This is a genomic window from Paenibacillus sp. FSL H8-0537, from assembly GCF_038051995.1.
In the GTDB taxonomy this organism is placed as follows: Bacteria; Bacillota; Bacilli; order Paenibacillales; family Paenibacillaceae; genus Pristimantibacillus.
The window spans coordinates 791,022-817,987 of sequence record NZ_CP150290.1 but is presented as its reverse complement, the minus strand read 5'-3'; the positions used below and the strand labels follow the sequence as shown (position 1 = coordinate 817,987).

Here is a 26,966-nt window from a genome sequence, read left to right as displayed (position 1 = left end):
CCCCCCTAGAGCAATCGGTATCGTTTCGCAGTTGTATAAATTTGCAATTCTAGTTGCAAAGCCGTCTAATCATGCCGGCTCCTCCTGCCGCTTGATCAGCTGCTTATAAATGGCATAGGCTGCCTTCTTGCCCTGCTGGGCGGCCGAGACGACCATCGCCTCTCCTTGACCTTCGCCAAAAATAACGTCCCCAGCGGCAAAAATTTGCGGATCGGACGTTTGATAGCTGCTTTCGTCCACCGTCACAATGCCGCGCTTATGCGCGATGCCAAGCTGCTCAATCAGTGGTAGATGGCGCGTTTGTCCAATAGCCAAAATAACAGCGTCCACTTCCAGCTTGAACGCCGAGCCGGGAATCGGCACCGGGCGAGCACGCCCTTCCTCTGTTTCCTCCAGCTCCATCATGAGGCATTCCAGCGCCGTCACATGCCCCTTGGCATTGCCGATAATGCGAGCTGGCGCCGTGAGCCATTGAAATTCGACGCCATCCTGCTTGGCGAAATCATATTCGAACGCATAAGCCGTCATTTCGGCGGCGCTGCGGCGATAGACGATTTTCACATTCATCGCGCCGAGACGCACCGAGCAGGTGCCCGCATCGATTGCCGTGTTGCCCGCGCCGATTACAGCCACGCGCTTGCCCGCCATGTCGGTGCGCACAGTCGTTTTCGTCGACTCCACAAAATCAATGGCATCAAATACGCCGTCCAGCGTCTCGCCTTCAATGCCGAGCGACGACACCTTCGACATGCCAATCGCCATCACGATGGCATCATATTCGCGGCGCAGCTCCTCAATGCCCACATCTACTCCGATTAGCGTATTCGTGCGAATGTCTACGCCTAGCCGCCGCACTTGCTCAACCTCCCAGAGCGAAATTTCCTGCGGCAGCCGGAAGGAAACGATGCCGTACGTATCCAGACCGCCCGCCTGCTCCTTTGCCTCAAACAACGTCACGGCAAAGCCGAATCGCGCCAGCTCTCTTGCCGCAGACAGCCCTGCCGGCCCGCCGCCAATAATCGCGACCCGCTTGCCATTGCTCTTCCCGGCCGTGAACAGCTGCTGCTCATTGTGAATGGCCCAATCCGTAGCATAGCGCTGCAAATCGCCAATCCGAATCGGCGTGGAGGAATGATTCAGCACGCATGCGCCCTCGCACAGCTCCTCGGTTGGACATACGCGCGAGCAGGTCGCGCCGACGGGATTCGCATCCATAATCGCTCTGGCGGAGCCCTTCAAATTGCCGGAAGCGATCTTTTTAATAAAAGAAGGGATATTGATACCGGTTGGGCAGGCCGTAATGCACGGCGCGTCATAGCAATACAGACAGCGATTCGATTCATCGACCGCTTCCTTCCGCTTCATGCCTGCCTTCACCTCGGCAAAATTGCGCCGGAGCGATTGCTCCGATATAAAAGCGATGCCCATAGCTGCTTCCCCTCCTATTTTTCAAGCGTCTGGTTGTGATGAAAATGATCCGCTCACCCTGTCTCACTCCTTCCCCTCAGCAATCTGCACAGCCGCGCGGTACAGCAGCTCCACTCCAAGCGCAATATCCTCCGGCGCGGCATACTCCCGCGGATTATGGCTAATCCCTTCCTCGCAGCGGACAAAAATCATGCTGTAATCGCACACGTAAGACATCGTGAGCGAATCATGAAACGGCCCGCTCATCAGCTCCTGCGGCGCAAGCCCCAGACTAACGGCCTCGCGGTGCAAAATCGTTTTCAGCCAGTCCGCGCAATATCTCGGCTCGCTGTTCGTATCCTCACGGATCGTATACGCGAGCCCATGCTCCAGGCTGACCTGCTCGATAATGCCTCGCAGCTCTCGCTCCAGCTCGTTTCTCCGCTCCAGCTCGATGTCTCGGAAATCCACGGTAAAGCTGACCTTCTCCGGTATAATGTTGCGGGAATCCGGGAAAACAGCGACCGAGCCGACGGTGCCGACCGTCGGCGCACCCGGCTCGCGCCGCGCCAGCTCATCCAGCGCGACAATAACCTTGGCGCAGCCGACCATCGCATCGCGGCGCATCGCCATCGGCACGGAGCCGGCATGCCCGGCGAAGCCGGTCATTTCGACCGTCCACCAGACGGGGCCGGATATGCCGCTGACGATGCCGATCGGCTCCTTTTTCGCCTCCAGCACTGGGCCCTGCTCGATATGAAGCTCCAGAAAAGCTCCGATTCTTCCCTCCTCAAAGGAATAGCTGTCATATTGGGCTGGGTCACAGCCAAATTGCAGCAGCGCTTCCCTGCGGGTTACGCCATTTTTATCGGCTCGCTCAAGCTCGCCCTCCTCCAGCTTTCCGGTCATTCCCCTTGCCCCGAACAGCCCTTTATTGAAGCGGCAGCCCTCTTCATCGCAAAAGGCGACGACCTCTATATTCATCTCTGGCCGAGTGCCGTGCTCCGCCATCGTCTGCACCGCTTCAATCGCGCCGAGGACGCCAATAACGCCGTCAAAACGGCCCCCATAAGGCTGCGAATCAATATGCGAGCCCAGCATAAGTACTGGTGCCTGCTCATCTTGTCCCTTATATACTCCGATCAAGTTGCCAAAAGGATCAATTCGCGCCGACATGCCCGCCTCCTCCATCCAGCCCTTTACGAGCTCCACTCCTGCGCGGTCCTCCGGGGATAATGCGAGACGGCAGACGCCTGTCGTGCCGATCTTGCCGATTTCCGCAAGTGCCATAATCCGCTGATGAAGCCGCTCCGCCTGAATATGATGCCTATTCTCCTTAGCCTGAAGCGGCTTCATGCCGCATCCCCTCCTCTGTCGTATCCCCTGCGGCTCCGAAAACGGCCAGCAGCGTATCAATAATAAAAGCGATATCTTCATCCGTCGAAGAAAGCGGCGGACTAAGCGTCAAAATATTCATAAAGCCCGGGACGGTATCTCCGTTTTTGCCAATGAGCAGGCCTCGTGCCTTGCAATCGGCGATCACGCCAGCAACAAATGCAGCAGCGGCAGGCGTCTTCGTCTCCTTATCCTCGACCAGCTCGATGCCGACGGCGGAGCCGAAGCTACGAATTTCTCCGACATTCGGATGCCGGAGCAGCGGCTTCATGCGGCTGCGCATCCGCCTGCCAATGATAGCAGAGCGCTCAATTAAACCTTCGCGCTCAATAATCTCGAGATTTTTCAGCGCAACGGCACAGGACACCGGGTTGCCGCCAAACGTATTTACATGGCGGAAGTGGCTGTCCGGCCCTGCTTCCTTGAAGCTTTCATACAGCTCGGCGGACACCGCCGTTGCCGACAATGGCGAGTAGGCGCTCGTTAGCCCCTTCGCCATCGTGACGATATCAGGCCTTACCCCAAAATTATGATGGCCGAATTTCCTCCCCGAACGGCCGAAGCCGCAGATGACCTCATCGACGATGAGCAGCACATCATGCTTGTCACAAATCTCGCGCAGCTTCGGCAGGTAGCTGTCCGGCGGCACGAGCATGCCGCCCCCGGTAATGACGGGCTCAACGATAATGCCGGCGACGGAGTCCGGCCCCTCCCAGATGATCGCGTCCTCATAGGCTTTGGCGCATTGCAGCTCGCAAGCTCCGCTAGTTTGGCCGAAAGGGCAGCGGTAGCAATAAGGCGGCGGCACATGGGAGAAGCCAACCCCTAGCGGCTCGTATTTCAGCTTCCTCTGCGCCTGCCCCGTTGCGCCTAGCGCCCCCATCGAGTTGCCGTGATAAGCGCGGTGGCGCGAAATGAACTTGTGCTTGGTCGCTTTTCCACGTTGATGAAAAGCTTGGCGGGCGATTTTGAAAGCAACCTCGTTTGCATCAGATCCGGAGTTGGAGAAGAAAATCCGGTATTCCCCCTCAAGCCAGTCGCTCAGCCTCGCCGCCAGCTCAATGCCCGGTACATGGGATTGAATGAGCGGCGAATAAGCAAGTGTCGTCATTTGCGCAGCAGCAGCCTCGGCAATCTCCTTCCGCCCATGCCCCACATTGACGCACCATAGCCCCGACATGCCGTCCAAATAGCGATTGCCGTCCACATCCTTGATCCAGCTGCCCTCCCCTGACGCTACAATCATCGGATGATCATTATGGGGAGTAATATGATGCCACAGGTACGCTCGATCCTTTTCCAGCAGCGCTTCCTTAAGCTCGCTTGCCTGTGCGGCTGCATGCTTGGCTTCTTCATCCATTGCTTCGTGATTATCCATCAGCATCTTCACCCTTTCCGCCGACTGCCGTCTATATGCGTGATCTGCCGTTTATGTTGTCTATGCCCCGCAACCGCCATTTATGCGCGAGCCTAAGAGGCCCTCGTCTTTAATTTCGGAATATTCAGACTTTTTAAGCCTCATTATTTCGATTGGCAGCTCAATATTGTCCTTGACCGTGCGCTATTCAAACTTCAAGCAGCACTATCTTTGTGTAATATTATATAACACTCAGTTTTAATTACATTAGACAGAGTGTTACATAATCACAAAAGTTCATTGTACATATTGTCCATGTGAGCTGGAAATAGGCCAGTATACCTAACATAAACCGCGCCGCCAGCAGGAGCAGGAGCCCATGCCGGCAGCGCAAACTCCTCCAGACATTTGTCCTTCCCGCGGCCGGGAATAAACAATAACGCCATATGCCGTCCCTCCCAGCAATATCCATCGTTCATTTATTGTGGCATACGCCTAAAAAAATAAAAGCGGCCGCATTATAGCAGCCGCTTCCTATAAAATATTTAAATACATTGGTGAATCAAACCAATCTGAAGCATTCATTTACTTACCTAAAAACCCGCCTTCGGATCTAATGACCTGACCCGTAATCCACTGTGCGTCGTCGCTGGCTAGGAAACGGATCGTCTTCGCCGCATCCTCCGGCAAGCCAATTCTCCCCATTGGGAACAGCGGCAGGAAGTGGGCTTTCATCCCATCATCCATCCAGCCCGAATCAGTCGGCCCCGGATCGAAGCCATTGACCGTTATTTGCAGGGGAGCAAGCCCTACTGCAAGCGGCTCGATGAGAGCGATTAAAGCGCCTTTCGTAGCCGTATAGGCGAGATTGTCCGCATCCGGCCCTTTAGACACCATAAATATGATTCTTCCATTCGTTCCTGATGGTTGGTTTTGCTCGAAACGCTTTGCGAACTCGGTACTAAGCAGCATCGTTGTACGGTTGTTCACCACATAATGCTGCTCAAGCAGTGCCAGATCCAGCGTCCGCTCTACCTCATTCATAATGAGAGAGGGCATATCGGGATTGGAAAAATCAGCTTCCATATGGCTTGCCCTTACGCCTAAACGTTCCAATTCACCATGCAATTGCTCCGGCCAAGCCTGCTCCAGGCCATTACCCTCCACCTCATCAAACGCTCGCCAATGGGTAAAAAAGATATCGATTCCGCTACCCGCGAGCGCGCGACAGATCGCTGTTCCAATGCCCGTGGAGCGGCTTGCGCCTGTCACGATGGCAATTTTATTTTTCATTGAAGCTATTGTAGAAGTCATGTGTAATTCCTCCATTCATTATTGGAGGATAAGAAGACATTAGGCATTCATCCGAGATGCTGCACTTCCCCATAACGAACAACGGCTGCCTATAGGCAGCCGCTGACAGGGGTATATGAAATCCCCAGCCCTGCTTATCCTGTAAGGTTTGCGAAAGGAACGCCAAATACAATAGCAAGCTAAAACCATTTGCTAAAGCGGCATTCTATTCTACTAGCAACCTCTACAGGAACATCCGCATGACTGGTTCAAGTCTATAAGCTGCATGCAGCTAAGCCATTTTAATTAACTTTGTCCATCTGTCTCGCTTGCAGCCAAGCTTTAATATGGCTATACAAGCTGTGCGGGTAATCATAATGATTAACCTGGGCTGTCTCCAAAGACAGACGGCTGAATAAGTCAAAGGAAACGATCAAGGCTTTCCAGCTAGCAAGCTGATCAAAGCCTCCGAACGATTGTTTTAAGTCCGCTATAACCGCAGCATCTGCCCAGTCTGCAATAAACTTGCCTGCATGCCAGGTGTCATAATTTTGTCCATGAATCGCCTTGGCATGCCACTCCATCATTTGCAGCAGCAGCTGCTTGCAATCATGATCCCTTTCGCCAGCGACCCACAATTCACCGCGCAAAATTTGCTTCGCCACATACAAGCAGGCAAACCCATATTGGTTAACGACCTGCTGGAAGGCAGCTTCCGTAATCGGTGGCGGCAGGTCAGGGACGGCTATTTTAGGAATCAATTTGTCCCCTTTGCCCGTCTTGTCCAGCAGCAGCTTCACCCCACGCCTAAAGCCTTGCGGCACTTGTCCAATAGCAGCCATACGTTCCAGTTCAGCAATAGGACAAAACAAGAAATCCACCTGCAGCCCCTCGTCGAAAAGCACTAATTTCTCAGGATCTCCTCCTGCCGTTCGATACATGAAGCTCGTCCATACTTCCCCAATGTTTAGCAGCCAATCATTATTTTGAAAATAGTAGTCCGGATTGGTCGAATAAATGACAATATCCAGATCGGAAAATTCATCGAATGGCTTTTCCGTTCTTGCCCGTGAGCCCATGACATACATCGCCTGTATTTCTTCGTTTTCACCAGCCCAGCTTACAATTCGCTGCTCCAGCATTTCGTATAAATCCGCCATTTCCGATCCGCCTTTACCTATGGAGTATTAAAGATCCTTTTTCAAATAATAATGCTGATGGCCACCGGCGTTGTCTATCGTTCCATACACCTCATAGCCATGCTTCTTGTAAAAATCCAACGCTTGGAAGCTTAACGTATCCAGCTTAATAAAATCGCATTTTTTCTCTTTGGCAAGCCTTTCCGCTTCTTCCATGAGCTTCGACCCATATCCGATCTTGCGCAGCTCCTCATCTACATACAAAATGTGCACCTCCAGCCAGTTCCAGCACACTTCGCCCAGCAGCCCGCCATACACGACGCCATCGTCCTTTTTTAAAATCAGATTAATCTCTTGGTATCTGTCGCTTAATTCCTTCGGAAAATGCCTCCTATTAAAGGCGATTAGCTTATTTAGCACAGCTTTCTTATCGGCTGAATTAGATTCATTAATGATTTGAAGCTCCATGAGATGCTCCCCCTCTACTTTCTCCTAGATAATTCCTATCCCATGCTTGTATTATCAACCGCAAATGGAAAAAAAGCTATATCCAAATCAATCATTTTTTACAGGGGAAGCTTACCTTTTACCCATTCCTACCGGATGATTAAAAATAATAACAGCCTAGCTCAAGCATCCGAATGCTTGGGCTAGGCTGTCGTTCATTTGCAGGGCTACGCTTTATTTTCCAGGCTGCTGCCTGTCGTAATGGCGGCTTCCTGAAAATTTTCAACCGAGGCGCTCTTCTCATAAAAACGGGGCGTATTCGCCATCAGGCCTTCGCGCGTATAGAAAGGGTCGCTTTCTGCTAGTGGAAACGTGACCTTTTCTCCTGTGCTTGCCGACTTGTAAATGCCCGTAATAAATTCAAGCGTGCTGCGGCCGCTGATACCGTCAATGAGAACAGGCGCGCCCGTCTCAATCGCGGTCAGAACGTTATCAATTTGTCCGAAATGGCCCGTATACGCCACCTCTGGAAGGCCGTCATACAGCTTCTGCAGCTGCTGCTCCAGCTCTTCATTGGCTATCGGGAAGCCATTCGGCTGCGAGATGGAAGCCTTCATTTCCCATGGAACGGATACACGGGCCTGCTTGCCTTGAAAAATCAGCTGCTGCTCCTCGCCATGATGCACGACCGAGCTGGTCACCATGCCGAGCGCCCCTTGCGGGAAGCGCAGCATCGCCATCGACAGGTCCTCAACCTCCGCATTATCATGCGATGTATTCGTCATAAATGCTTGCAGCTCGCTGGGCTCGCCCATCATCCACAGCAGCGCATCAATGTGGTGCACCGCATGGTTCAACGTACAGCCGCCGCCCTCCTTCTCCCATGTGCCGCGCCACCATAAATCGTAATAGCAATGCCCCCGCCACCAGAAGGAATCGACCTGGGCATGGACGATAGGCCCCATCAGACCGCTATCCACCACCGATTTCAACTTCATCATCGGCGTTTTAAAGCGATTTTGCGCCACAACGGAAAGGATTTTCCCGCTGCGGCGAGCCGCTTCGTTCATTAGATCGCATTCCTGCAAAGAAGAGGCCATCGGCTTCTCCACGAGTACATGCTTGCCATCGTTCAGAAAATCGACCGCAATAGGCGCATGGGTATACGGCGGCGTACATATGGATACCAAATCGATATCCTCTCCCAGCAGTTCCTTATAATCAGCTACAATTTTAACGCCTTCTAATTGAAACTGCTCCAGTCTCACCTGTGCCTTATCGATGTAAGAATCGCAAATCGCTACAACCTTGCAGCGCTCTCCGAATGTTTTATACGCTTCCAAATGTGCGGAGCTAATGGCTCCTGCTCCAATTACCGCTACTTTCAGCATAAAACGAACTCCCCCGTCCGCGAATGAGTTGATGTTTTCCTCTTTATTTTAAAGGAAAATCTACATCATTTATGATTGGGAATTGTGATAAAATACAACTATATTGCGGTTTTTGAAGCGTTTGCATTTATTTGCGAGATAAGGAGGCTGGGCAGCCGTGCACAAAATGGAGGAGCAGTTTTCGTTCAATTATCGCATCTCATCCGATAGCAGCTTCTGGGAGGTGTTTCATGCCCATTCCCAAATGGAGTTTTCCTATGTCCATGCCGGACATGGGGATCTCATCGTCGAAGGCAAGCGCTACCGGGTTGAGCCCAATACTTTAATGGTTTTCCATCCCTTTCAGCTTCACCGGGTACAGATGGATATATCGGCGGAGCAGCCGTTCATCCGCACCGTGCTCATGTTTGAGCCGTCGCCGCTCAAAAAATACTGGAGCGCCTTCCCACTTCTGAAAGCCTTTTTCGAGGAACTGCTGCTCCAATCGAGCGGCGAGCCCTGGTACGGTATTGCTGAGACATCGCCGCTTGCGCTGCTGTTGAAGCAATTTAAGGAAACCCGGGAGCAGCTCGCCGCTGATGAACAAGCGGAAGAGGAGGACGACCATTTTCTGCTGCTGGAGCTGCTGCGGCAATTAAAAGCCATTCGCCAAAAGCCCGGCAGCCAGTCCGCCTTGCGAACAAGAAGGCCGAGCCACCGCGCAGAGGAAATGATGGAGTGGATCGAGCAGCACTATCAGGAGCCGTTTCGACTGGAGCAAATGGCCGAAGCGCTCCATCTGTCCCGCTATCATGTCGTCCATTTGTTCAAGCAGGCCACGGGCTCGACCATTATGGACTACACCAAAGCGACGCGCGTCCGTCATGCCTGCCTCTATTTAATCCAAACGACGCTGACTGTACCTGAAATCGCCACCCGTGTCGGCATGGGCAATCCCTCTTATTTCTGCAAGGTGTTTCGTCAGCAGATGGGACATACGCCGCATCAATATCGGCTGCATATTCAGCGAAGAAAATAAAGCTGACCTATCCTTATAGAAAACATGCTAGCCTTTTTTACATTTCCATTTTCTATGCCGGCGAGGCCTCGCTTTAACCCCAATTTCGACCGCGGTTATGGAAGTGATTTTAATATAAGTAACAACACCCCTCACGTTAAGAATGGCGCAGCCGTCGGAAGCTCCCAAAAACACGCCGACATGGGAGGTACCGTCAAAATGAATGCGAATATTAGGAGTACCCAAACCAATACGCATAAGAATATTCCGAATGCAGCTGTTGCTGTCCTCCCTTTTATTGCATCCGCTTTGGTTGCGGTGGATTCGATCGCCTTTGCTATTATGGTCATAGCTTTTATGATCGTTGTTTTTATGATCGTTGTTTTTATGATCGTTATTTTTATTTCCGTTGTTTTTAATTCCGTAGCTTGTATTTCCAAAGCTTATAATGCTGGGGCTATTGCTTCTATAACTTTTGCGTCCATAGCTGCGACTGCCGAAACTCTTAATGCCACAGCTCCGGCTGCTGCTTCCTCCTTTTCTCGACAAAAATACCATCTCCTTCGTCATAGAGTTGATATTATTGTATGAAAGTTAATAGATTATGGTGTGTGTCTTTTATGCTATTCCATTTCCTTCTCCCACAATCAAGCGCTTTATAGTAAAATAGAAGCATGCTCTACGATATGATAAAGAGGTGCCTGAATGTCCATTAGTTTTACTTCATCGATTATAAGCCGGCTCAAAAGAGAAATTGCTGCTTTAGAAGCCCAAAGCCTACTGGAAAAGAATAAATCCATAAAAGCGCAAGCGAAGCTGAAGCAGTTGCAAAAGGATAGCAAAAAAAGCAGCTTGCCCAGCGATTTAAGCAGCAAACTGACCCGTATTAATAAACTAAATGAGGAAATCGCTGAAAGCACCAAGACCCAAGCCGAAATCTCCAGGCAATTGGTTTACAAAAAGTCTGAGTTAAAAAAGCATTCCTCATAGACCTCCACACCCGATTGGCAACTAACGAAAGCACACTTGCCGCAAACGGAAAAAGGTTGGATTTTCCTTTAGTCGAGGAAATCCAACCTTATTTAATTTCCCCTTACAGCGCCGGGATACTCACGTTTGGCTCCCAGTCTGCTAGTACTAGATCACGCCCCATTATTCCTTGCCATGTATCCCATAAAGTCTGCGGTAAGCAGTCGGCGTCATCCCCTCATGCTGTATAAACCGCTTATTGAAATAGCTGACGCTTGGATAGCCCGCCTCTTCGGCAATTTGCCCAATGTTGTCGTTTTTGCGCTCCAACAGCCATTGCTTAGCCGCCTGCAGACGACAGCGCGTAATAAAATCCATCGGCGTCATCCTCGTCGCCGCCCGAAACAGCTTGCAGAAATAATAAGGGGATACTTTGATCCTCTCCGCCCATTCATCCAAAATAAACGGCTTCACCGCCTCCTGCTGCATCAGCGGAAGCAGCTCCATAATACGGTCGGCGGACGTTTCCGCCTTGCCTCGATTCAGCGCCACTGCCTGCTCGACGAATATCGTAAGCAAAGCATAAGTAAGCATAGAGAGATGAGCCGGATGCAGCATGCGATAAGTCTCCGCTTCACTCAGCATCTCCTCATGAGCCTTCTCCCAAATCGAAGGCTGACGAAGCCTCCATAAGGGGCTTTTATGCAAGCCCTGCTCAATCAAATAATCACGGAGCCCGCTGCCGCCATAAAAATGAACCCAGCGGATGTCCCACGGTTCATCCTTGCTGCTGTAATAACACTGCTTTTGCAGCGGAAAATAAAGCACCGCCTCCCCCGCGCGCAGCTCATGGACAACACCGTCCAATTCGACAAATCCTCTGCCTGCGGCAACAAAATGGATATTAAAATTGTTCAAGGCGCCCGCTTCCCTATACACGCTATGCTCGGGCTGCTCACTGTAATTCCCAATCGATTCCGGAAAACAAAAGTAAGGCATATTTGGAAGGGTAAGCAAATGGCTTTGACGATGCAAATTCAACACCTCAATGACAATATTGTTTTAATAGGATGCAAAATACTATCATTTTAATTTTAATTCACATCCTCTATAATCGCAATATCATCATAAATCAATATACAAAGCGAGGTTGAATCATGAGCAAAAAGTTGAAATGGGGCATTGTAGGCTGTGCTGGAATTGCGAAACGCGCTGTTATCCCGGGGCTGCATTTATCCGAATTAAATGAAGTGTCAGCCATCGCCAGCCGCGACGGAGAGAAGGCAAAGCAAACTGCCGAACAACTCCAAATACCAACTGCATACGACAGCTACGAAGCCCTTTTGGCGGACAGCTCCATCGACGTCATTTATATACCGCTTCCTAACCATTTGCATAAGGAATGGGCGATCAAGGCTGCTGCTGCGGGCAAGCATATTTTATGCGAAAAACCGCTTGCCCTTACGGCTCGCGAAGCAGCAGAAATGGCTGAAGCCGCTGATCAAGCTGGCGTCCTACTCTCCGAGGCCTTTATGTATCGCTACCATCCCCGTTACGAAACGATTAAAGACTTGATTGCAAACGGTGCCATCGGTGAAGTACGCGGCATTCGCAGTGCTTTTACGTTCAATAATGCAGGCGATACAGCAAACGTCCGCTATCGCAAAGCTTGGGGCGGCGGCTCCCTCTATGACGTAGGCTGCTACCCGATTAATGCAGCCCGCCTATTGCTCGGCAAGGAACCCGAAGCGGTAACGGTAAACGCCCAATTTTCACCCGAGCATGACGATGTCGATATGATGGCATCCGGATTAGTCGAATTCGAGGGCAATGTATCGCTCACCTTCGATTGCGGCATGTGGTCCGCTTTCCGCAACCCGCTTGAGATATTAGGCAGCGATGGAATGATTGAGGTTCCTTCTGCTTTTATTACGCCTACGCCAGAAAGCGGCACGATATTCGTCACGTCTGGCGGCGAGCGCAAGGAAGTTGAAGTCCCTTATGTCAATGCCTATACCGCGCAAGCGGACCATATGGCACGAGCCATTACAGAAGGCAAAGCTTTAACCTTCGGTGCTGCGGATGGCATTCGCAATATGAAAGTGATTGATGCCTGCCTGCTGTCTGCGCGCGAGCGTCAAAGAGTTATTTTATAAATAAGATAACTTCAAGCATATTAGCCTATTAAGGAGGCCTCGACAACAATGGAATATTTAAAGGTGCAAGGCTTGGACAAACCGGTATCCCGGTTAATGAAAGGCTCCGATTATTTCATACATGAGCGCTACGATAAAGCTGCGGCAAATTTGGATGCGTTTTTCGCCATCGGCGGCAATTCCATCGATTCGGCTCATATTTACTGCGGCGGGCAAAGTGAAGAAGTCATCGGCCGTTATTTGAAGGAAAGAGGAAATCGCGAGCAGTGGGTTATTTTGACCAAAGGCGCGCACCATGATCAGAATGGACCACGCGTAAGCAGCGAAGCCATTCGCAGCGATTTAAACAAGAGCATCGAGCGTTTGCAAACCGACTACATTGATATGTATGCGCTGCACCGTGATGATCCAGCCGTTCCCGCTGGTGAGATCATTGACATTTTGAACGAGCATGTCGCCTCAGGCGCCGTCCAGACAATTGGCGTGTCCAACTGGGCATGGCAGCGTATTAAGGAAGCGAATGATTATGCAGCAGCCAAAGGCTTAGTCGGCTTTTCCTTCAACAGCCCCAACTTCAGCCTGGCAAAAGCAAACGAACCGTTCTGGGCAGGCTGCGTTTCCGCCGATGAGGAGACATCCGTGTGGCATGAAGCAACGCAAATGCCGTTATTTTCATGGTCGTCCCAAGCAAGAGGCTTCTTCACGGAACGCTTCACACCCGAGGATCGGTCGAATGCCGATCTGGTCCGCGTCTTCTACAGCGACGGCAACTGGGAAAGGCTTGAGCGTGCCAAGCAGCTTGCAGCACGCAAAGGCGTCACAGCCATTCAAATCGCACTTGCTTACGTGCTGAATCAGCCGTTTCCAACCTGTGCCTTAATCGGCGCACAATCATTGGAGGAGCTGCGCTCCTGCGATGAGGGCTCGCTCGTTACATTGACAGCGGAAGAGCGGAATTGGCTGGATCTGACTTCGGATCGCGGCTAAGATTATAGGACAATAATTTTAACAAGTACTAGAGTATAGATTCAAAACAGAGTCGGCCCTCTGTTCCTTTCCTTGCGCTTATTCACGGCAAATCTCATTTGACGATTCAAGGCTTAAGGAACCGCAGCATGCGATTCTGCCTTGCCTACGTTTGCATACACGCCTTAGGTACGTATGCAAAGACTGCTGCAACAATCGAGCCTGATTCAATAATTAAAATCAGACAAATTGCAAAGGGGTTGCCCCAGTCATCCAAGATGGCTGAGGGGCAGCCCCTTTCTATTTTTCACCACACCCTCTTCATCATAAAATACAACCGCCACAGTTTGCGGTACCGCTGGTTGTTGATCATAAGAGCTGTCCATTATAATAGGTCGTATAAGCACGATGCAGCCCGGCATTTATTGAGAAAGCAGGTTTCAGAGCATGGACGTACATGATCATATCGCGATATGGAATTACACCTATTGCAGGCTGCTGGATGTTCGCCGTGTTAGTTTGAAACCGGATGAACCCACTCGTCCATATAAAGCACCTGCCAGCCTGTTTATTATGTGTATACGTGGAAGCGCACAGGTTCAGGTTGACGGGGAATGGCATCCTTTAAGCCGTTTTAAGATTTTGCATACGGGTAAAGGAACCTCGCTTGATTTTCAGGCTGGCGAGGACGGCTTTGAATATTATAGCGTCTATTATAAAGCGACAATTCCGGAGCCTGCGCCGCAGCACGTTATTGAGCTTGCTGAACAGCTGCGCCCTTTTCACACGCTATATGAGTTTGCGCCTGCCCACCCCGTCGTTTTATTCCGCTGCTTGACGGACATGCACAAGGAATGGAACAAGGCGGAGGCACTTGGACAGCTGCGCGCCAAAAACCTGCTTTCCCAGTTCGTCCACGAACTATTAAATCAACTGAAGCTGCAGGGTACTCGTGCAGAAAAACGTGATTTGGCGGCGCAAATCATTGCGATCATTCATAAGCAGTATGCCGAGCCCATCACGCTTGAGTCTTTATCGGAAAGCTTGAATTACAGCGTCCCTCACTTATCCTCCTATTTTAAAAGCCGAACGGGCGTTAGCCCCATTGATTATTTGATCAAGGTCCGTATCGACAGGGCTGCGGCTCTGCTGCTTGAAACGGATGCCACGTTAAGCGAAATAGCGGCAGGTGTTGGCTACCGTGACCCTTATTATTTAGGCAGACTGTTCAAAAAATATAAAGGCGTCTCTCCCTCTCTATTCAGAGCGGAGCATTCCACTAAACAAAGCTTAGAAGATTGTCCTGCTACAATCATGAGATTCTCCATTGCCCCTCCAAAAACGCTCCGCTATACTGATGTAGCTGATAACGATTATCAACGTAGCGAAGAGGGAGAGTCTGACATGTTTAGTGAATCAAAACCGTCCATGGCGGCGGCATTATTACTCAGCTTTATGTTTCTTCTCAGCGCCTGCGGAACGCAAGCGTCTAGCAATAATGCTGCCACTGGTGCAGCAAGCTCTACCGAACCAAGCAATTCACCGCAAGCAACGGCAACTACCGCGCCTGAGCAAGAGGGAACTAAAACCGTATCAACTATTATGGGCGATGTTGAGGTTCCGCTGCATCCGAAGCGCGTAGTGGCCGGAGAATATTTAGGCAGCCTGCTGGCACTCGGTGTGATTCCGGTTGGAACCTCCACCCACCATCTTTCCAATCCTTATTTAAGCGAAGCTTTAAAGGATGTAGAGGATTTAGGAGACGGAAACGGCAGTCTAGAGAAAATTGTTTCCATGGAGCCTGACCTGATCATTATGGATGACATGTATACTGAAATGAATGATCAGCTCAGCAAAATCGCACCCACTATTATTATTCCTTATGCTTCGCTTAAATCGGTACATGAGGAAGTTTCCTATTTTGGCGAGCTGCTGGGCAAGGAGCAGGAAGCAACTTCATGGCTTGCCGACTACGATAAGCGCATAGCAATAGCAAAAGAAAAAGTACTTGAGGTCATTCCCGCAGACAGCACGTTTTCCGTCTTGGAATGGATTGGCAAAGACGTTTCGGCGGTTGGCGCCAACTATGGCAAAGGTGGGCAGCCCATTTACAATGTTTTTGGCTTTAAGCCTCCTGCTGCAGTAGCTGCTGAGATACGCGATCCAGGCTGGGCGACCCTTTCGAATGAGGTATTGCCTCAATATGCGGGGGATTATATTGTGCTCACGACCGATAAGCTGTCCATTGACGATCTCAAAGCAGACCCTATCTGGTCCACGCTCGACGCTGTCAAAAATGACCGGGTATTTATCTGGGGCAAAGAACGTTCCTGGTACTGGGACCCGATCGCCATCCTCACCCAAACGGAAGAGTTAGCTGATTGGCTTGTGAGTACGAAATGATTATTTAATGGCGTTTAGCTAATAGATAATGAAGTGAAATATTAGCTCCATAAAAACAGGCAGCATCGGCGTAAAACGCGCGTTGCTGCCTGTTTTTTCATTCTACAAGAGCCGAATGAAGCAATATATAGCCATTTAGATTGTAGTACCATTTGCCATCAGTTGACTTGCTTAAATCCCGGAGTGCATACCCACGGTAATAGTTTTCTGTACTTTCTTCGTTATTTTTTATCGTATAGACATAATATACTTTCGCTTTATTCGGCTCATATGAAACAATCGTAGCTTGCTCCAGATTATATTCAAAATCATCGCTCTTAAAACTATAATCAAAATAGACTTCCATTTCTTCCTTCGTTGGGGAATCCTCTCTCAACCAAAAATCAGGATGGAGCAGTATGACCATATCTGTGGAATTTTCATCATTTAAAGCTTTCATATTTGCCGATACTGTGTCATAAATAGCTGACTTATCGGCATCTGGCACAGCTACCTCTTTTTGAGAGAGAGATTCATAATCAAGATATTCGATATCCGATGAAATATTAAATATCGCCCAGCTCTGGCCCTCTTCGCGGCTCATTTCAATGGTCGCATGCTCGATTCTGTCAAGTAGTTCACTGTTGCCCTTCGGTACAACAACATCCGTAGACACCGTGACATATGTACCCCAAGATGCCAATTCGAAGCTTGTTATCTCAGCAGCAGGACTAACGGCTAGATAATAATCATCTAATATAGCTCGTATCATTCTTAGATCGGCTTTCTTTGGTTTTCCCCACGCACTCTCATATACCTCTGCGATATTCTTGTCTGGATAATAATCTGCATACAAATAATCAGTAGCATGAAATAAATGCCCCAGTACTAATGTATTTGCCCCAGATTCAATAATAGCAGGCGTCTCCCAATCATACCTGAACATTCTTCCGTTAACGTAAGTCGTCCCACTATTTAAATCAATTTTGAAAAAGGCATCCTCTGATCTGGCCGTAATGATCTTCCTCGACTTATCATAGTTAAAAGTAAAGCCTAAAGCCTTCACGGCGCTGCGAAACTCAATATACACCCGTCCTCCACGAATAATGGGGGCGTTAACGGGCTTAATTTCTTTACCCTGTACATAAAATTTTATCGGCTTCTCGACTGGGACAGCTGCTGCCGATACTGATGATATAGACATCATAATTAATACTAAAGCTAGTAGCAGTAATAAGCTGCCTTTAGCTGCTTGCTTTCTGTCCATCTGTTTATCCCTCCGTATATCCGTATACTATTGTAATTATCGGCATGAAACAGTGTTTATTAGAGAGTTCAACAATAACCGCATAATAAAAGAAGCTGCCTCCAGCACAACGCCGAAAGCAGCTTCATTTTTTAAAATAAGGAATTTATGGTGCCAATACCGCGAGCACATCATCGATTTTGCTGCTGTCAGCAATTGGGCCGCTCTTCATCCACGTCTCGAAATTCACTTCATGGACGCTGGCATTCTTAACAGCAGGCAGGTTTTTCCACAGCGAGCTTTCGAGCAGTTCCTTCGCTTGTTCCTCCGCACCCGTATCTACCGTCAGAAAAATATGATCAGCATCCAATTGCGGAATCATCTCCATTGACAAGTTGACCACCTTCTCCTCCTTGTCGAGCACGAGCTCCTGCACCAGCTTGCTTGGCTTCAGCTTCAACTCGTTGTATACGACAGGTCCTGCATAACCCGGTCCTCCGTAAAGTCTAAGCGACTTGGCATGCACACGCAGTATCGCGACCTTCTCCTCACCAATGGAAGCTTTAAGGACAGCTGCGGCTTCCTCCGCTTTTTTATCATACGAGGCAATAACCTCTTCCGCCTTATCCTTCTTGCCAAGCAAGTCCCCTAGAGTCCGAATCGTGGAACGCCAGTCCGCGCGTGCATCCGTAAAAGCGTACATCGGAGCAACCTTGGATAAATGTCCATATTGCTTTTCCTCGTACACATTCGTCAAAATCAAATCCGGCTCCGCCTTCACAAAAGCCTCGACATCGCCTTCAATATCAATGTCCTCTACCGTAAGTCCCAAATAGTCTTGTCCGCTCCATGTGCCAATTCTTGATTTGCGGATCGGCGTAACGCCCAGTGCCGTTAATTCATCCTCTAAATAAATGCCGATAATTTTGCTCGGCTCAGCCGGAATCGTAATTTCATGCCCAAGCTCATCTGTAACAACGCGTTCTGCTGCCGTGCTCGTTTCCGTTGATATTGGTGCACTTTCCGTTACCGCCTCTGCGGAGCCGGAGCCAATTTCTGATGCCCCACATCCCGTAATCAAAATAATCAGCACCAGCATCATGCTGGGCAATAAGCCTGCCTTAAACATCTTTCCAACCACTCCCACGAATATAATGATAATCGTTATCACTATATTCCTTTTTCATTGGTTTCCCAAGGACAAATCGAACTTTTTCATAGGATTTTTGTGTCCTGAGGGTGAATAGCAAACAATTGCAGCGCTTCTGCTATTTTTAGCTTATCCAACTCCATGCCGCTGCTCATCCACGTAAAATAGTCGGCCATATAGACTTGTCCATTTCGGACAGAAGCAAGCTTGGCCCACAGCTCTCCTGCCATAATACGCTCCGCTTCTTGCTCCATGCCAGGATCTATAACGATTAGCAAATGCTCGGCATCCAGCAAAGGCAGCTGAGAAGGCGCAAGTGTAGCCCACCATTTATCCCATGTCAGTTGCTGAACAAGCCTTGGCGGCTGCAAATTCAAATCACGATAGAGTATAGGACCGACGAAGCCCTGCTTAGGGCCGCCATATAGGCGCATTTGCTGTGCATGAAATCGCAGCATCGCGACACTTGCGCGCCCTATCCTTCGGCTTAATTGCTCACGGGCATGCTCCAGCTGTTTATCGAAGCTTTCAAGCAGCAACACGGCTGTCTCGCGCCTTCCCAGTAGCCTTGCTATTTCCAGCAAATCGGTTCGCCGGTCTCTTCTCCAAGTAACAGGTACCGTTGGTGCAATACGACTCAGCTGCTGCTCCTGATCAGGATGAATATAGTCGCTGCACAAAATCAATTCCGGCTGCTGCTCCTCCAGCAGGCTAGCCTCACGTTCTCCGAACGCCGCCTCCGCGCTTCCTATGTGTATCGACCTCTCCAGGCGTCCGCTCAGCGGATGGGCCGAATCGATCATGACTGCGGATGGTATCACGCCCAGCGCCAGCATGCAGTCGATAAACGGTGGATAAAGACAGACGACCCGCTGGCGTGGCTGCTTCTGATAGACTGTCGGCGAAATGCCGAGCACATTTTTGAATACACGGCTAAAATAATAAGGCTCTCCAAAGCCGGTATATTCGGCAATCTCGCTCATTTTGTCGCTGCCTTGAATGAGCGCTTTTTTCGCATGATTGAGCCGGACTCCTGTCCAATATTCCTGAGGCGTTTTGCCCAGCGCCTTCTTGAAGGCACGAGAATAATACGGGGCGCTCATGCCAGCCATTTCCGCCATTTTATCCCGCGATAACGGTTCATGAAAGTTTCGCTCCATGTACCTTGCAGTCAGCAGCAGTGAATCACGCTGGCTCATGCCCTCCTTCTCCTCCACATCCTTCAATAGTCGATACAGCAGCTCCTGAAAATCAATGTGCAGACGGAATCGCTCCAACTTGCCTTGATTAAGGCGATTCACATACAGCTCCTTTACCTGGTCAATAAGCTGCCTGACCGCACGCTTGGACAGCTCAGCATTATAGCAGTAAGCACTTGAATTGCCAGGCAGCGTATCATACTCAAAAATTAGCTCATAAAAACCAATCGCCTCTTCATCCGCAGCAGTAACAACAAAATCCACTCCCTGCATGCTGATGCAAAAGCTGCCCCGTCTTATCGCTCGTTTGGCTTCTCCGCTGCCGGAATCTAATACGCCTTCACCGCTTGCAACGAGCAACAGGCTCCCGCCATCTCTATTACTCAACCGAATATGCTCGTCACCTTCCAAGCGTTCATAATGAATATGTTTGATTCGTACATTCCCCGCAATGAGTGCTAGCGTCATTTCCCTGCCCTGTTCCATATGCTTCACCTTGTATGCGTATTTGATATGAGGTTGCCCTTCAACCATGTTACCTTCTATTTTAGCAGAAAGGCCAAAGTGCGACCGTGATAAAGGCTGTAACCAAAGCAAATAGAAGAAAGCAAAAAAAGCCCAGGAGGCAAGCTCCCGGACTTTCAGCATTATTTTCAAACTCAGGCTCTATGATACATGCTTATTTCTGCAGCTGAGCTACCTTCTCAATCATCTCATCAACCGCTTGCTCCGCTAAATAAGGGCCGTAGTTCCATTTGTCGCGGGACACATTGATAATCCGATTATTTTTGATCGCAGGGATCGATTGGTACAGCGGCTCTTGGAACAGCTTATTCATTTCCACTAATTCCTCGTCGGTCATTTGCGTGAAGAAATAGTCCGCTGGGCGATCGGCCAGCGACTCCATGGATAGTGCGGCTCCGCCATCCGCATATTGCTTGAACTGCTCCGGCATTTGGTAGCCGAAATCCTCGTAAATCAATTTGCCAAGCGTGCCGCCTTCGCCTCCAAGAAACAGCTCTCCTTGGTAAAGAATAAAGGTGATAGCCGTTTCGCCCGGCGTCACTTTTACTTCAAGCTGGTCGCGGACGCTTTGCAGCTTCGCTTCAAATTTAGCAATCCACGCTTCCGCCTCTTGCTTGCGGTTCATAATATCGCCCATGTCCCGCAGCGTATTGATGACATCAGGATCACCGCCCCATGAGACAGCAACGGTTGGCGCGATCTTTTCAAACTGGGTGTAGGCCGCTGGATCATGGTATTCCGGCAAAATAATCAAATCCGGCTCAAGCGCAGAAACAGCCTCGACATTGCCAAGCCCTTCACCAATGCTAGCAACGCCTGCCAGCTCCTCCGGATAATGATCAAGCACCGCCTGATCCACGCCAACCGGCTGCAAGCCCAGCGGCAGCAAATAACCGCCATAAGTGATAACAACCACTTTGCTAGGGTTCGATGGAATTTCCACCTCACGTCCGAGTGCATCCTTATACATTCTTGTCGTTGCTGCTGGTGACTCCGACGCTGCATCAGCAGTGGCCGTTGCATTTGGCTGAGCATTGCTCCCTTGAGCGCTCTGCTGCGGCTCTGCAGCTGTACCGCCACATGCAGCAAGCAGCAGCGACAAGCTAAATAATAACGTTACGGCAAAAGATGGCTTAAAACCCCACTTCATTTCATTCACTCTCCAAGTGTTATGTTGATAATGATTCTCGTTATTATCAATATAGCCTTGTCCAGCCTGCGGAGCAATGAACGATTCGGGCATCATTTTTGGACGAATTGAACCTATTGAGCCGAGATTAAGCTTTTTAAACTGTGTAGGAGTGACTCCTGTCAGCTTCTTGAACAGACGGCTGAAATAATAAATATCGGTATAGCCCACCTTTTCAGCAAGGCTGCGAATAGGCATATCCGTCTCCGTAAGCAGATATTTGGCTCGATTAATCCGAGTTTGCAACAAATATTCCATGGGGCTGCAGCCGAATTTGCGCTTAAACACCCTTGCCAAATAATGCGTGCTGTAATGAAATTTCGCAGCCATCGTTTCCATCGTTACCGTTTTTTGAAAATACTCGTGAATGTACTCAGCGATTTGCTCTGGTAATTCTGGTACCGCTGCTTCGGCCTTCACCATTTGCAGTTGGCGAAACTGTTCAACCACGAATTGATAGAAAATTCCCGTTACCTGTAGACGATCCAGCTCCTCGCTGCTTTCCCACAGCTGAGACATCTGCTCCAGCAACGACAGCAGCGACAAAGCATGCATCACCTCAAAGACATAGCGCCGCCCGAACACATCCTGCTGTTCTAAATCACCATGCCTTACTTGATTGTTTATCAAGCCCCGTGGTTTATACAAAACTAAATAATAGTCAAACGGCTCATCCCCGCACCATATGCTCAGGTTAGCTCCTTTTCCACTATGCAGCAAATAACCATTATCGCAAGGAGCTTCCAGCTCCTCCATTTCCAGCCTGGCACTGCCTTGATTGGCATATACAAAAGCATTTGCAGGAAGTCGATAGGCTAACCGCTGCTCTCCCGGCTTCATCGTAAGATGGCGAATATCCAGCACTTGAACAGGCCTTTGGTTCCATAATTGGATCGTATTCTGCCATTCCATAAAAACACCTCGAAACGAAAATGAATGCTGAACCTGCTTCCTTTATTATAAAGGATAACCTCCAAGCAGCAAGTAAGTCAGTCCTTTTGCTTTTCTTTTTGCCGATCGGATTTCCAATAACTTAATATGGATTTGAATCTTCATTTGATTTGATAATTTGGCATACTGCTCCATATTGAAAAAATCTGTTTGTAAAGAAATGATAGATATAAAGCTGATAAATTTTTCGACTAAACGTAAAGCAAATTTTTATTTGATACATGTACATTATTAAGTGAATTATCCCGATAAATATACTATATAGATCATTCACTTGGGAGAAAGAGAAAAACCAAAGGAGAGCATACGTATGATTAAGCGGGTGGAGAATGAGCTGGAGCTAGCGATGTTTAATGGTGTTTGGACAACCGTCTGGAGGGAAAAAGGATTTGATCTTGAGTTTTCCGCTCAAGCACTGGAGCGACTTATGATTATCACGGCGGAGGGCCATTATGTAGGCACGGCTGAGATCAAGCCGTATAGTGCTGCAAGCACGATTAACGAAGCCGGATTGTTTCAGGAGCACCCGGAGCTGATGCGCGCACAGGGAGAAATTGCGGAAATTGACAAAATAGCCTTATTAAAGCCGTATCGAGGGCAGCAATACATAACTGAGCTGCTTTCCTCCCTTATCTACAGTGCGGAGGAACGGCAGATCAAATATTTTGTTTCGTTGCTGGAGCCTGTATTTTTTAGGGCATTGCGGGTTACCTTCAAGGTGCCATTGGAGAAGCTTGGCGAGAAGGTATTTTACAAAGGCGATTATGTCGTTCCAATGGTAATTAATGTAGAGCAAATGTATTCAAACAAACAAAAATATGCTTGGCTTTCCTATTCGCAGCAGACCGTTTTCACTGCACACGCTAGCAACGCAGGAATCCAGAACTGAATCGGCTTAGCTGTACAAATTATAAAAAGGTGGATTTGAGGATGAAGAGAGTACTAACGGAGCTTGATAAGCGGAACCGATTGTTAATAAAAATTCTTTGGAGTGTGCTCGTTCTAGGAGTTACCACAGATATTGTTATCGGTCTGGATAAAAATATGATTCTTTTTCTTGCCTCCGTTGGAGGCGGAACGAGTGCTGTCGTCACTTTTATGACTTATAGGGGTATCCTTACAGACTATATTAAGTATATGGTTCCGTGCATTTTAACGATAATTGTCTCCTTTCTTATCATTTCCGATCCAAATCCAGTCGTAAGCACTTATTTTATTGTTTATGTTAATCTCGCAATCATCACCTTGTACGCCGATTATCGGCCTATTATTTTCACAGGCATACTGGGAGCAGCGCTGAGCACTTATTTATTTATGAACCCCGTGCTTCAGCCTAAGCTATTCCCAGGAGAATCACTCGTCTATTTGTATTTGTATTTAATGTTTGCAACAGGGACGCTGGCATTCTCGGCCAGCTTCACCCAGCGGCTGCAGAAGCAGGTTACAGACAAGCATCGCGAGGCAGAAGCCTCCAAGGATATGGCGGAGGAGCTGCTTACCAAGCTGAAATCCTCGATTCTTGTGCTTACCGAGTTCAGCAGCAGCCAGCAAGCGACGGTTCGTTCAACCGGTGAAATCTCCAAAGAGGTGACGGTGACCTTCTCGGCCATGTCGGCTGCCATTGAGACACAGACGGGAACCATTATGAATATTAGCGATACGACCCAGATAATAGACACAGCTGTCAAGCGCTTGCTTAATGGAACGGAACTGCTGCGACAATATTCAGCGGACAATGCCGCATTGACCGTGGAGAATCGGGATCAAATGGCTGCATTATCAGGCGAGATTGAGCATGTTAGAGCAATCATCATGCATACAGTCGAAATGATGAACCAGCTTAATGAGCAAAATGATCGCGTAAGCTCGATTGTCGGAACGATTAGCGAGATTGCAGAGCAAACGAATCTGCTGTCGCTTAATGCCGCTATTGAAGCAGCACGAGCAGGCGAGCATGGCAAAGGCTTTGCAGTCGTATCCGACGAGGTACGTAAGCTTGCCGATAACTCAAGAGCTGCGGCACACGAAATTACTACGATTTTAGCTGGTATTCGTTCGCAAATCAGTGCTGTTCACGTGCAGGTAACAAGTGGACAAGCAGCAGTGACAACCAGCAGGGATGTTTCACTTCAGTTACAGCAGCTTATTGATCGCATCAGCGAAAATATGGAGCTCGTGAGGCAGCACTCTGATACAGTAGGCAGTTCTGCGGGTGATCTGCATGAGCGTTATGCAAGCATGGCCGATGAGATGGTCAATATTGCTGCTACGACTGAACAGAACATGGCTTCCGTTGAAGAGGTTCATGCTAGTATGGAGACGCAGGATGTGAAGATACATACGATGGTACAGGAATACGGTCAGTTGGACCAGTTGTTGTCAGAGCTCAAGGCGATGGTAGCAAAGCAGTAGCCTCGGCCATTTGTGTAGGCAAAGCCGATGCTTCGGCATCGGCTTCTGCCCACTGTACTCAACCGAGCACTTTCCCTTTTTTATAAATGTTAATGATTCTCTCTCATAGATTATAAGTTTTCAACCACGACGTTGCTGCCAAAATCTTCGCTAAACAGCAGCTCAATTAATTTTGCCGCCGTATATTCTGGGGTCTGCAGCTTGCCCTCTTCCGCGATTTGAATGAATTGATCAACGTAGGGGAAATCCGCCTTGGGTACCGAACGCATCTCAGCTTGCATTTGGGTATCAATCATCCCCGGATAGACGGAAACCACCTTTGCCGGATACGGCTGGTTCAGCTGCTCCAAGCTCACGCTTTTGGAAAAGGAGTCCAAACCCGCTTTCGATGTGCTGTAACAGCTTTGCGAAGGCAGCAAATAGCGGGCAGAACCGGAGGAAATATTCATAATCCGCTTATCCCCTTCATAGTCCTTTGTAAGCTTGAGGAAATTCGCAGTAATAATCATCGGAGCGAGCAAATTAATGTTCACATTTTCAATCATGCTTTGAGCTGGGTTCTGTTCGATTGGTGCCACTGGAGCCAGCATCCCCGCATTATTAATTAAATAGAAGCCTGTTATTTCTTTGTCCTGCGGAATCATGCTGAATAACGCCGTGAACATAGGCTCAATTTGCAGCAGCTGATTCAAATCAAAAGGATAATAAGTCATACTCGTCTTGCTGCGAACCGCCTGCTCAATCAGCTGTCCATTCTCCGCCCGCGATAGGCAAAATAAATGATGATCCTCTGCCATCAATTGCTCCGCCAATGCTTCCCCAATCCCTCTAGACGTGCCTGTAATAAAAAAGATTTTCATTTAGCATTTCCTCCCTATTCCGCTTTTCTAATGCTCCTCTTTCGCCGCTTCCAGCAAGATGCTATCGACCGTTTCGCCCCAGACTCCCTGATAGTCCATGATCACCTTCATCATCATGCAGCGGGATAAATTATCGATGACCAAGGCGAGCATATGGGCTTTGTACGCTACATTCCGCGAAGCTACCGCCCCTAATTCCACGCCTTTCAATAGCAGATCATGAAATCCGTTCAAAAACTCCTGCTGCATATCGGTCAGGCGCGCTCGGTACAGCTCATCTCTCTCGGCAAGCATCATAAATTCGCTCAACACCCTGAGCGAGGCTAAATGCTCCTTGCTGCCATCCGGAAGCATATGTAGTCCGCCCTGATACAACGTTTCCCGAAAGCTCGCGCTCGTAACGGGCTCCTCTTGAAAATATTTACCGAAATGATGATTTTGAAAAATATATTCATACGTCCGGCTGACCAGCTCTTCCTTCGTCGAAAAATGATAATAAATCGACGGCTTCGTAATGCCGACTTTGCCTGCAATCATGCTTAAGCTCGTTCGTTCGATCCCATGCTCGGCAAAAAGCTCAAATGCCGCCTCAATAATTTGCTTCGTTGTAAGCTCTTTTTTCTTCAACCTGCTCAACTCCTTATTTCGCTCTGCTGGAATTGATTATAGGCGATAGGAAGACGGTTCGTCAATAATTTAACTACCGATAGTTAAAAAATATTTATAATTTTAAAAAAGGTTGCCCTGCTCATGCCCGATAATAGGCGTAAGCAGGGCAACCCTTTATTTTTTCATAGGTCTGCAAATTTATATGTATAGCTCTAGGCTATTGCGACGGCGTCTTGCTCTGTTTTCTCGTCTTATAAACAATGATGCAAAGCTAAAGTAAGCAGAATTGTTTTCATATAACCTCCAAAATGGAATCATTAGCTGTAATCGCTATCCTTTTATTATACATTAATGGCTGTATCAAAGAAGCATTTTACCCCTCAAATTTCCGAAAAGCATATAAAAAAAGAGGCCATGAACACCGTCTCAACAGACGGTATACATAGCCTCTTTGCAATCCTAACTCTAAAACTTACAACTTACTTAAAGAACACCTTGTCCACATTGTATTTCGCTCTTAGCTTATTCACGACATACGTTTCGTAGATTTCTCTATCCACCGGCTCTTCAATGATGCAAACCTCGATCGTCGTCACTTCGTCGCGATGCGGTTTCATTGGGGATACCGCATCTTCAAAGTGCTTCTTAATTCTTGGTCTGAGCTTTCTTGCTTTGCCGACAAACAGCAGCTCCTTGCTCTTATTGTAGAACATGAAGATGCCGCCCTTGTCGCGAGGGATCAAGTGAAAATCAGTAAAGCCATAAATATTGCTAAGCTCTGGAGAAATTTGCTTCTCGATTGTTACATCCGGTGTTGGTATCGTAATATTAATCACGCGCTGCTCACGTCCTCATTCAATATAAGAGTAAATACTACCACAAAACCGGCCGCAACACCATTTCAAATTTCCCCCTTATTCTCACCC

At 48.7% G+C, this 26,966-nt stretch carries 24 protein-coding genes; 8 read left to right on the top strand and 16 right to left on the bottom strand.

Going from position 1 to position 26,966, the window contains the following annotated elements:
- Window positions 1-69: 69 nt before the first annotated feature.
- The 8 genes from MHB80_RS03445 to MHB80_RS03410 all read right to left on the bottom strand — a co-directional run bounded on the left by MHB80_RS03445 (window position 70) and on the right by MHB80_RS03410 (window position 8,429).
- Window positions 70-1,428, bottom strand: a complete 1,359-nt coding sequence (locus tag MHB80_RS03445; RefSeq protein WP_341280857.1) for an NAD(P)-dependent oxidoreductase — start codon at window positions 1,426-1,428, stop codon at window positions 70-72.
- Window positions 1,429-1,491: 63 nt separating this feature from the next.
- On the bottom strand, window positions 1,492-2,763 hold the full coding sequence (locus MHB80_RS03440; RefSeq protein ID WP_341280856.1) for a M20 family metallo-hydrolase: 1,272 nt from the start codon (window positions 2,761-2,763) through the stop codon (window positions 1,492-1,494).
- Window positions 2,744-4,162 carry an aspartate aminotransferase family protein gene (locus tag MHB80_RS03435; protein ID WP_341282849.1) on the bottom strand — a complete coding sequence of 473 codons (1,419 nt, stop codon included), beginning with the start codon at window positions 4,160-4,162 and terminating at the stop codon, window positions 2,744-2,746. The genes MHB80_RS03440 and MHB80_RS03435 overlap by 20 nt, the downstream gene beginning before the upstream one ends.
- Window positions 4,163-4,446: 284 nt before the next feature.
- Complete coding sequence (locus MHB80_RS03430; protein ID WP_341280855.1) at window positions 4,447-4,605, bottom strand: hypothetical protein; 159 nt, start codon at window positions 4,603-4,605, stop codon at window positions 4,447-4,449.
- A 139-nt stretch (window positions 4,606-4,744) separates the two neighbouring features.
- A complete protein-coding gene (locus MHB80_RS03425; RefSeq protein ID WP_341282848.1) occupies window positions 4,745-5,461 on the bottom strand; it encodes an SDR family oxidoreductase in 717 nt (238 codons plus the stop codon).
- A gap of 293 nt (window positions 5,462-5,754) precedes the next feature.
- The gene (locus MHB80_RS03420) at window positions 5,755-6,612 is read right to left on the bottom strand and encodes an aminoglycoside 6-adenylyltransferase (protein WP_341280854.1); all 858 of its coding nucleotides are present in this window, start codon (window positions 6,610-6,612) and stop codon (window positions 5,755-5,757) included.
- A 27-nt stretch (window positions 6,613-6,639) separates the two neighbouring features.
- Window positions 6,640-7,059 (bottom strand): GNAT family N-acetyltransferase, encoded by a 420-nt coding sequence (locus MHB80_RS03415; RefSeq protein WP_341280853.1) that lies wholly within the window; start codon window positions 7,057-7,059, stop codon window positions 6,640-6,642.
- 206 nt (window positions 7,060-7,265) lie between these two features.
- Complete coding sequence (locus MHB80_RS03410) at window positions 7,266-8,429, bottom strand: Gfo/Idh/MocA family oxidoreductase (protein WP_341280852.1); 1,164 nt, start codon at window positions 8,427-8,429, stop codon at window positions 7,266-7,268.
- Window positions 8,430-8,595: 166 nt separating this feature from the next.
- Here MHB80_RS03410 and MHB80_RS03405 point away from each other — a divergent pair, with 166 nt between their 5' ends.
- The 3 genes from MHB80_RS03405 (at window position 8,596) to MHB80_RS03395 (ending at window position 10,416) form a co-directional block, all read left to right on the top strand.
- Window positions 8,596-9,447, top strand: coding sequence for an AraC family transcriptional regulator (locus tag MHB80_RS03405; protein WP_341282847.1), 852 nt, complete (start codon window positions 8,596-8,598; stop codon window positions 9,445-9,447).
- A gap of 198 nt (window positions 9,448-9,645) precedes the next feature.
- Window positions 9,646-10,017: a hypothetical protein gene (locus MHB80_RS03400; protein WP_341280851.1), complete on the top strand. Its 372-nt coding sequence runs from the start codon at window positions 9,646-9,648 to the stop codon at window positions 10,015-10,017.
- A 114-nt stretch (window positions 10,018-10,131) separates the two neighbouring features.
- The gene (locus MHB80_RS03395) at window positions 10,132-10,416 is read left to right on the top strand and encodes a hypothetical protein (RefSeq protein WP_341280850.1); all 285 of its coding nucleotides are present in this window, start codon (window positions 10,132-10,134) and stop codon (window positions 10,414-10,416) included.
- Between the two features lie 162 nt (window positions 10,417-10,578).
- Here the strand turns inward: MHB80_RS03395 and MHB80_RS03390 are convergent, their stop codons facing one another.
- Window positions 10,579-11,430 carry an AraC family transcriptional regulator gene (locus MHB80_RS03390; RefSeq protein WP_341280849.1) on the bottom strand — a complete coding sequence of 284 codons (852 nt, stop codon included), beginning with the start codon at window positions 11,428-11,430 and terminating at the stop codon, window positions 10,579-10,581.
- Window positions 11,431-11,552: 122 nt separating this feature from the next.
- Between MHB80_RS03390 and MHB80_RS03385 the strand changes: the two genes are divergently transcribed.
- The 3 genes from MHB80_RS03385 (at window position 11,553) to MHB80_RS03375 (ending at window position 15,920) form a co-directional block, all read left to right on the top strand.
- Window positions 11,553-12,551, top strand: a complete 999-nt coding sequence (locus tag MHB80_RS03385) for a Gfo/Idh/MocA family oxidoreductase (protein WP_341280848.1) — start codon at window positions 11,553-11,555, stop codon at window positions 12,549-12,551.
- 48 nt (window positions 12,552-12,599) lie between these two features.
- On the top strand, window positions 12,600-13,538 hold the full coding sequence (locus MHB80_RS03380; RefSeq protein WP_341280847.1) for an aldo/keto reductase: 939 nt from the start codon (window positions 12,600-12,602) through the stop codon (window positions 13,536-13,538).
- 426 nt (window positions 13,539-13,964) lie between these two features.
- Window positions 13,965-15,920, top strand: a complete 1,956-nt coding sequence (locus MHB80_RS03375; protein ID WP_341280846.1) for an AraC family transcriptional regulator — start codon at window positions 13,965-13,967, stop codon at window positions 15,918-15,920.
- Window positions 15,921-16,017: 97 nt separating this feature from the next.
- On the opposite strand, the gene MHB80_RS03370 is transcribed toward MHB80_RS03375, so the two are convergent.
- From MHB80_RS03370 to MHB80_RS03355, 4 genes are all read right to left on the bottom strand, one after another.
- Window positions 16,018-17,166: a stalk domain-containing protein gene (locus MHB80_RS03370; RefSeq protein ID WP_341280845.1), complete on the bottom strand. Its 1,149-nt coding sequence runs from the start codon at window positions 17,164-17,166 to the stop codon at window positions 16,018-16,020.
- A 145-nt stretch (window positions 17,167-17,311) separates the two neighbouring features.
- A complete protein-coding gene (locus MHB80_RS03365; RefSeq protein ID WP_341280844.1) occupies window positions 17,312-18,274 on the bottom strand; it encodes an ABC transporter substrate-binding protein in 963 nt (320 codons plus the stop codon).
- Window positions 18,275-18,360: 86 nt separating this feature from the next.
- On the bottom strand, window positions 18,361-20,028 hold the full coding sequence (locus MHB80_RS03360) for an AraC family transcriptional regulator (RefSeq protein WP_341280843.1): 1,668 nt from the start codon (window positions 20,026-20,028) through the stop codon (window positions 18,361-18,363).
- A gap of 145 nt (window positions 20,029-20,173) precedes the next feature.
- On the bottom strand, window positions 20,174-22,120 hold the full coding sequence (locus MHB80_RS03355; protein WP_341280842.1) for a helix-turn-helix domain-containing protein: 1,947 nt from the start codon (window positions 22,118-22,120) through the stop codon (window positions 20,174-20,176).
- Between the two features lie 349 nt (window positions 22,121-22,469).
- On the opposite strand from MHB80_RS03355, the gene MHB80_RS03350 reads away from it, so the two are divergent.
- Both MHB80_RS03350 and MHB80_RS03345 read left to right on the top strand, forming a co-directional pair.
- Window positions 22,470-23,048 (top strand): GNAT family N-acetyltransferase, encoded by a 579-nt coding sequence (locus MHB80_RS03350; RefSeq protein ID WP_341280841.1) that lies wholly within the window; start codon window positions 22,470-22,472, stop codon window positions 23,046-23,048.
- Between the two features lie 41 nt (window positions 23,049-23,089).
- On the top strand, window positions 23,090-24,571 hold the full coding sequence (locus tag MHB80_RS03345; protein ID WP_341280840.1) for a methyl-accepting chemotaxis protein: 1,482 nt from the start codon (window positions 23,090-23,092) through the stop codon (window positions 24,569-24,571).
- A gap of 110 nt (window positions 24,572-24,681) precedes the next feature.
- Here MHB80_RS03345 and MHB80_RS03340 read toward each other — a convergent pair whose 3' ends face one another.
- The 3 genes from MHB80_RS03340 to MHB80_RS03330 all read right to left on the bottom strand — a co-directional run bounded on the left by MHB80_RS03340 (window position 24,682) and on the right by MHB80_RS03330 (window position 26,876).
- Window positions 24,682-25,431, bottom strand: coding sequence for a (S)-benzoin forming benzil reductase (locus MHB80_RS03340; RefSeq protein ID WP_341280839.1), 750 nt, complete (start codon window positions 25,429-25,431; stop codon window positions 24,682-24,684).
- Window positions 25,432-25,458: 27 nt separating this feature from the next.
- Complete coding sequence (locus MHB80_RS03335) at window positions 25,459-26,058, bottom strand: TetR/AcrR family transcriptional regulator (RefSeq protein ID WP_341280838.1); 600 nt, start codon at window positions 26,056-26,058, stop codon at window positions 25,459-25,461.
- A 461-nt stretch (window positions 26,059-26,519) separates the two neighbouring features.
- Window positions 26,520-26,876, bottom strand: coding sequence for a nucleotide excision repair endonuclease (locus tag MHB80_RS03330; protein WP_341280837.1), 357 nt, complete (start codon window positions 26,874-26,876; stop codon window positions 26,520-26,522).
- Window positions 26,877-26,966: the final 90 nt, after the last annotated feature.

Excerpts from the sequence above, each read along its gene's own strand:
- MHB80_RS03430 (WP_341280855.1), bottom strand. The coding sequence starts at position 4,605 with ATGGCGTTATTGTTTATTCCCGGCCGCGGGAAGGACAAATGTCTGGAG.
- MHB80_RS03420 (WP_341280854.1), bottom strand. The coding sequence starts at position 6,612 with ATGGCGGATTTATACGAAATGCTGGAGCAGCGAATTGTAAGCTGGGCT.
- MHB80_RS03405 (WP_341282847.1), top strand. The coding sequence starts at position 8,596 with ATGGAGGAGCAGTTTTCGTTCAATTATCGCATCTCATCCGATAGCAGC.
- MHB80_RS03350 (WP_341280841.1), top strand. The coding sequence starts at position 22,470 with ATGATTAAGCGGGTGGAGAATGAGCTGGAGCTAGCGATGTTTAATGGT.
- MHB80_RS03410 (WP_341280852.1), bottom strand. The coding sequence starts at position 8,429 with ATGCTGAAAGTAGCGGTAATTGGAGCAGGAGCCATTAGCTCCGCACAT.
- MHB80_RS03415 (WP_341280853.1), bottom strand. The coding sequence starts at position 7,059 with ATGGAGCTTCAAATCATTAATGAATCTAATTCAGCCGATAAGAAAGCT.
- MHB80_RS03400 (WP_341280851.1), top strand. The coding sequence starts at position 9,646 with ATGAATGCGAATATTAGGAGTACCCAAACCAATACGCATAAGAATATT.
- MHB80_RS03370 (WP_341280845.1), bottom strand. The coding sequence starts at position 17,166 with ATGGACAGAAAGCAAGCAGCTAAAGGCAGCTTATTACTGCTACTAGCT.
- MHB80_RS03355 (WP_341280842.1), bottom strand. The coding sequence starts at position 22,120 with ATGGAATGGCAGAATACGATCCAATTATGGAACCAAAGGCCTGTTCAA.
- MHB80_RS03360 (WP_341280843.1), bottom strand. The coding sequence starts at position 20,028 with ATGGTTGAAGGGCAACCTCATATCAAATACGCATACAAGGTGAAGCAT.
- MHB80_RS03440 (WP_341280856.1), bottom strand. The coding sequence starts at position 2,763 with ATGAAGCCGCTTCAGGCTAAGGAGAATAGGCATCATATTCAGGCGGAG.
- MHB80_RS03435 (WP_341282849.1), bottom strand. The coding sequence starts at position 4,162 with ATGGATGAAGAAGCCAAGCATGCAGCCGCACAGGCAAGCGAGCTTAAG.
- MHB80_RS03375 (WP_341280846.1), top strand. The coding sequence starts at position 13,965 with ATGGACGTACATGATCATATCGCGATATGGAATTACACCTATTGCAGG.
- MHB80_RS03385 (WP_341280848.1), top strand. The coding sequence starts at position 11,553 with ATGAGCAAAAAGTTGAAATGGGGCATTGTAGGCTGTGCTGGAATTGCG.
- MHB80_RS03395 (WP_341280850.1), top strand. The coding sequence starts at position 10,132 with ATGTCCATTAGTTTTACTTCATCGATTATAAGCCGGCTCAAAAGAGAA.
- MHB80_RS03445 (WP_341280857.1), bottom strand. The coding sequence starts at position 1,428 with ATGGGCATCGCTTTTATATCGGAGCAATCGCTCCGGCGCAATTTTGCC.
- MHB80_RS03340 (WP_341280839.1), bottom strand. The coding sequence starts at position 25,431 with ATGAAAATCTTTTTTATTACAGGCACGTCTAGAGGGATTGGGGAAGCA.
- MHB80_RS03365 (WP_341280844.1), bottom strand. The coding sequence starts at position 18,274 with ATGTTTAAGGCAGGCTTATTGCCCAGCATGATGCTGGTGCTGATTATT.
- MHB80_RS03380 (WP_341280847.1), top strand. The coding sequence starts at position 12,600 with ATGGAATATTTAAAGGTGCAAGGCTTGGACAAACCGGTATCCCGGTTA.
- MHB80_RS03345 (WP_341280840.1), top strand. The coding sequence starts at position 23,090 with ATGAAGAGAGTACTAACGGAGCTTGATAAGCGGAACCGATTGTTAATA.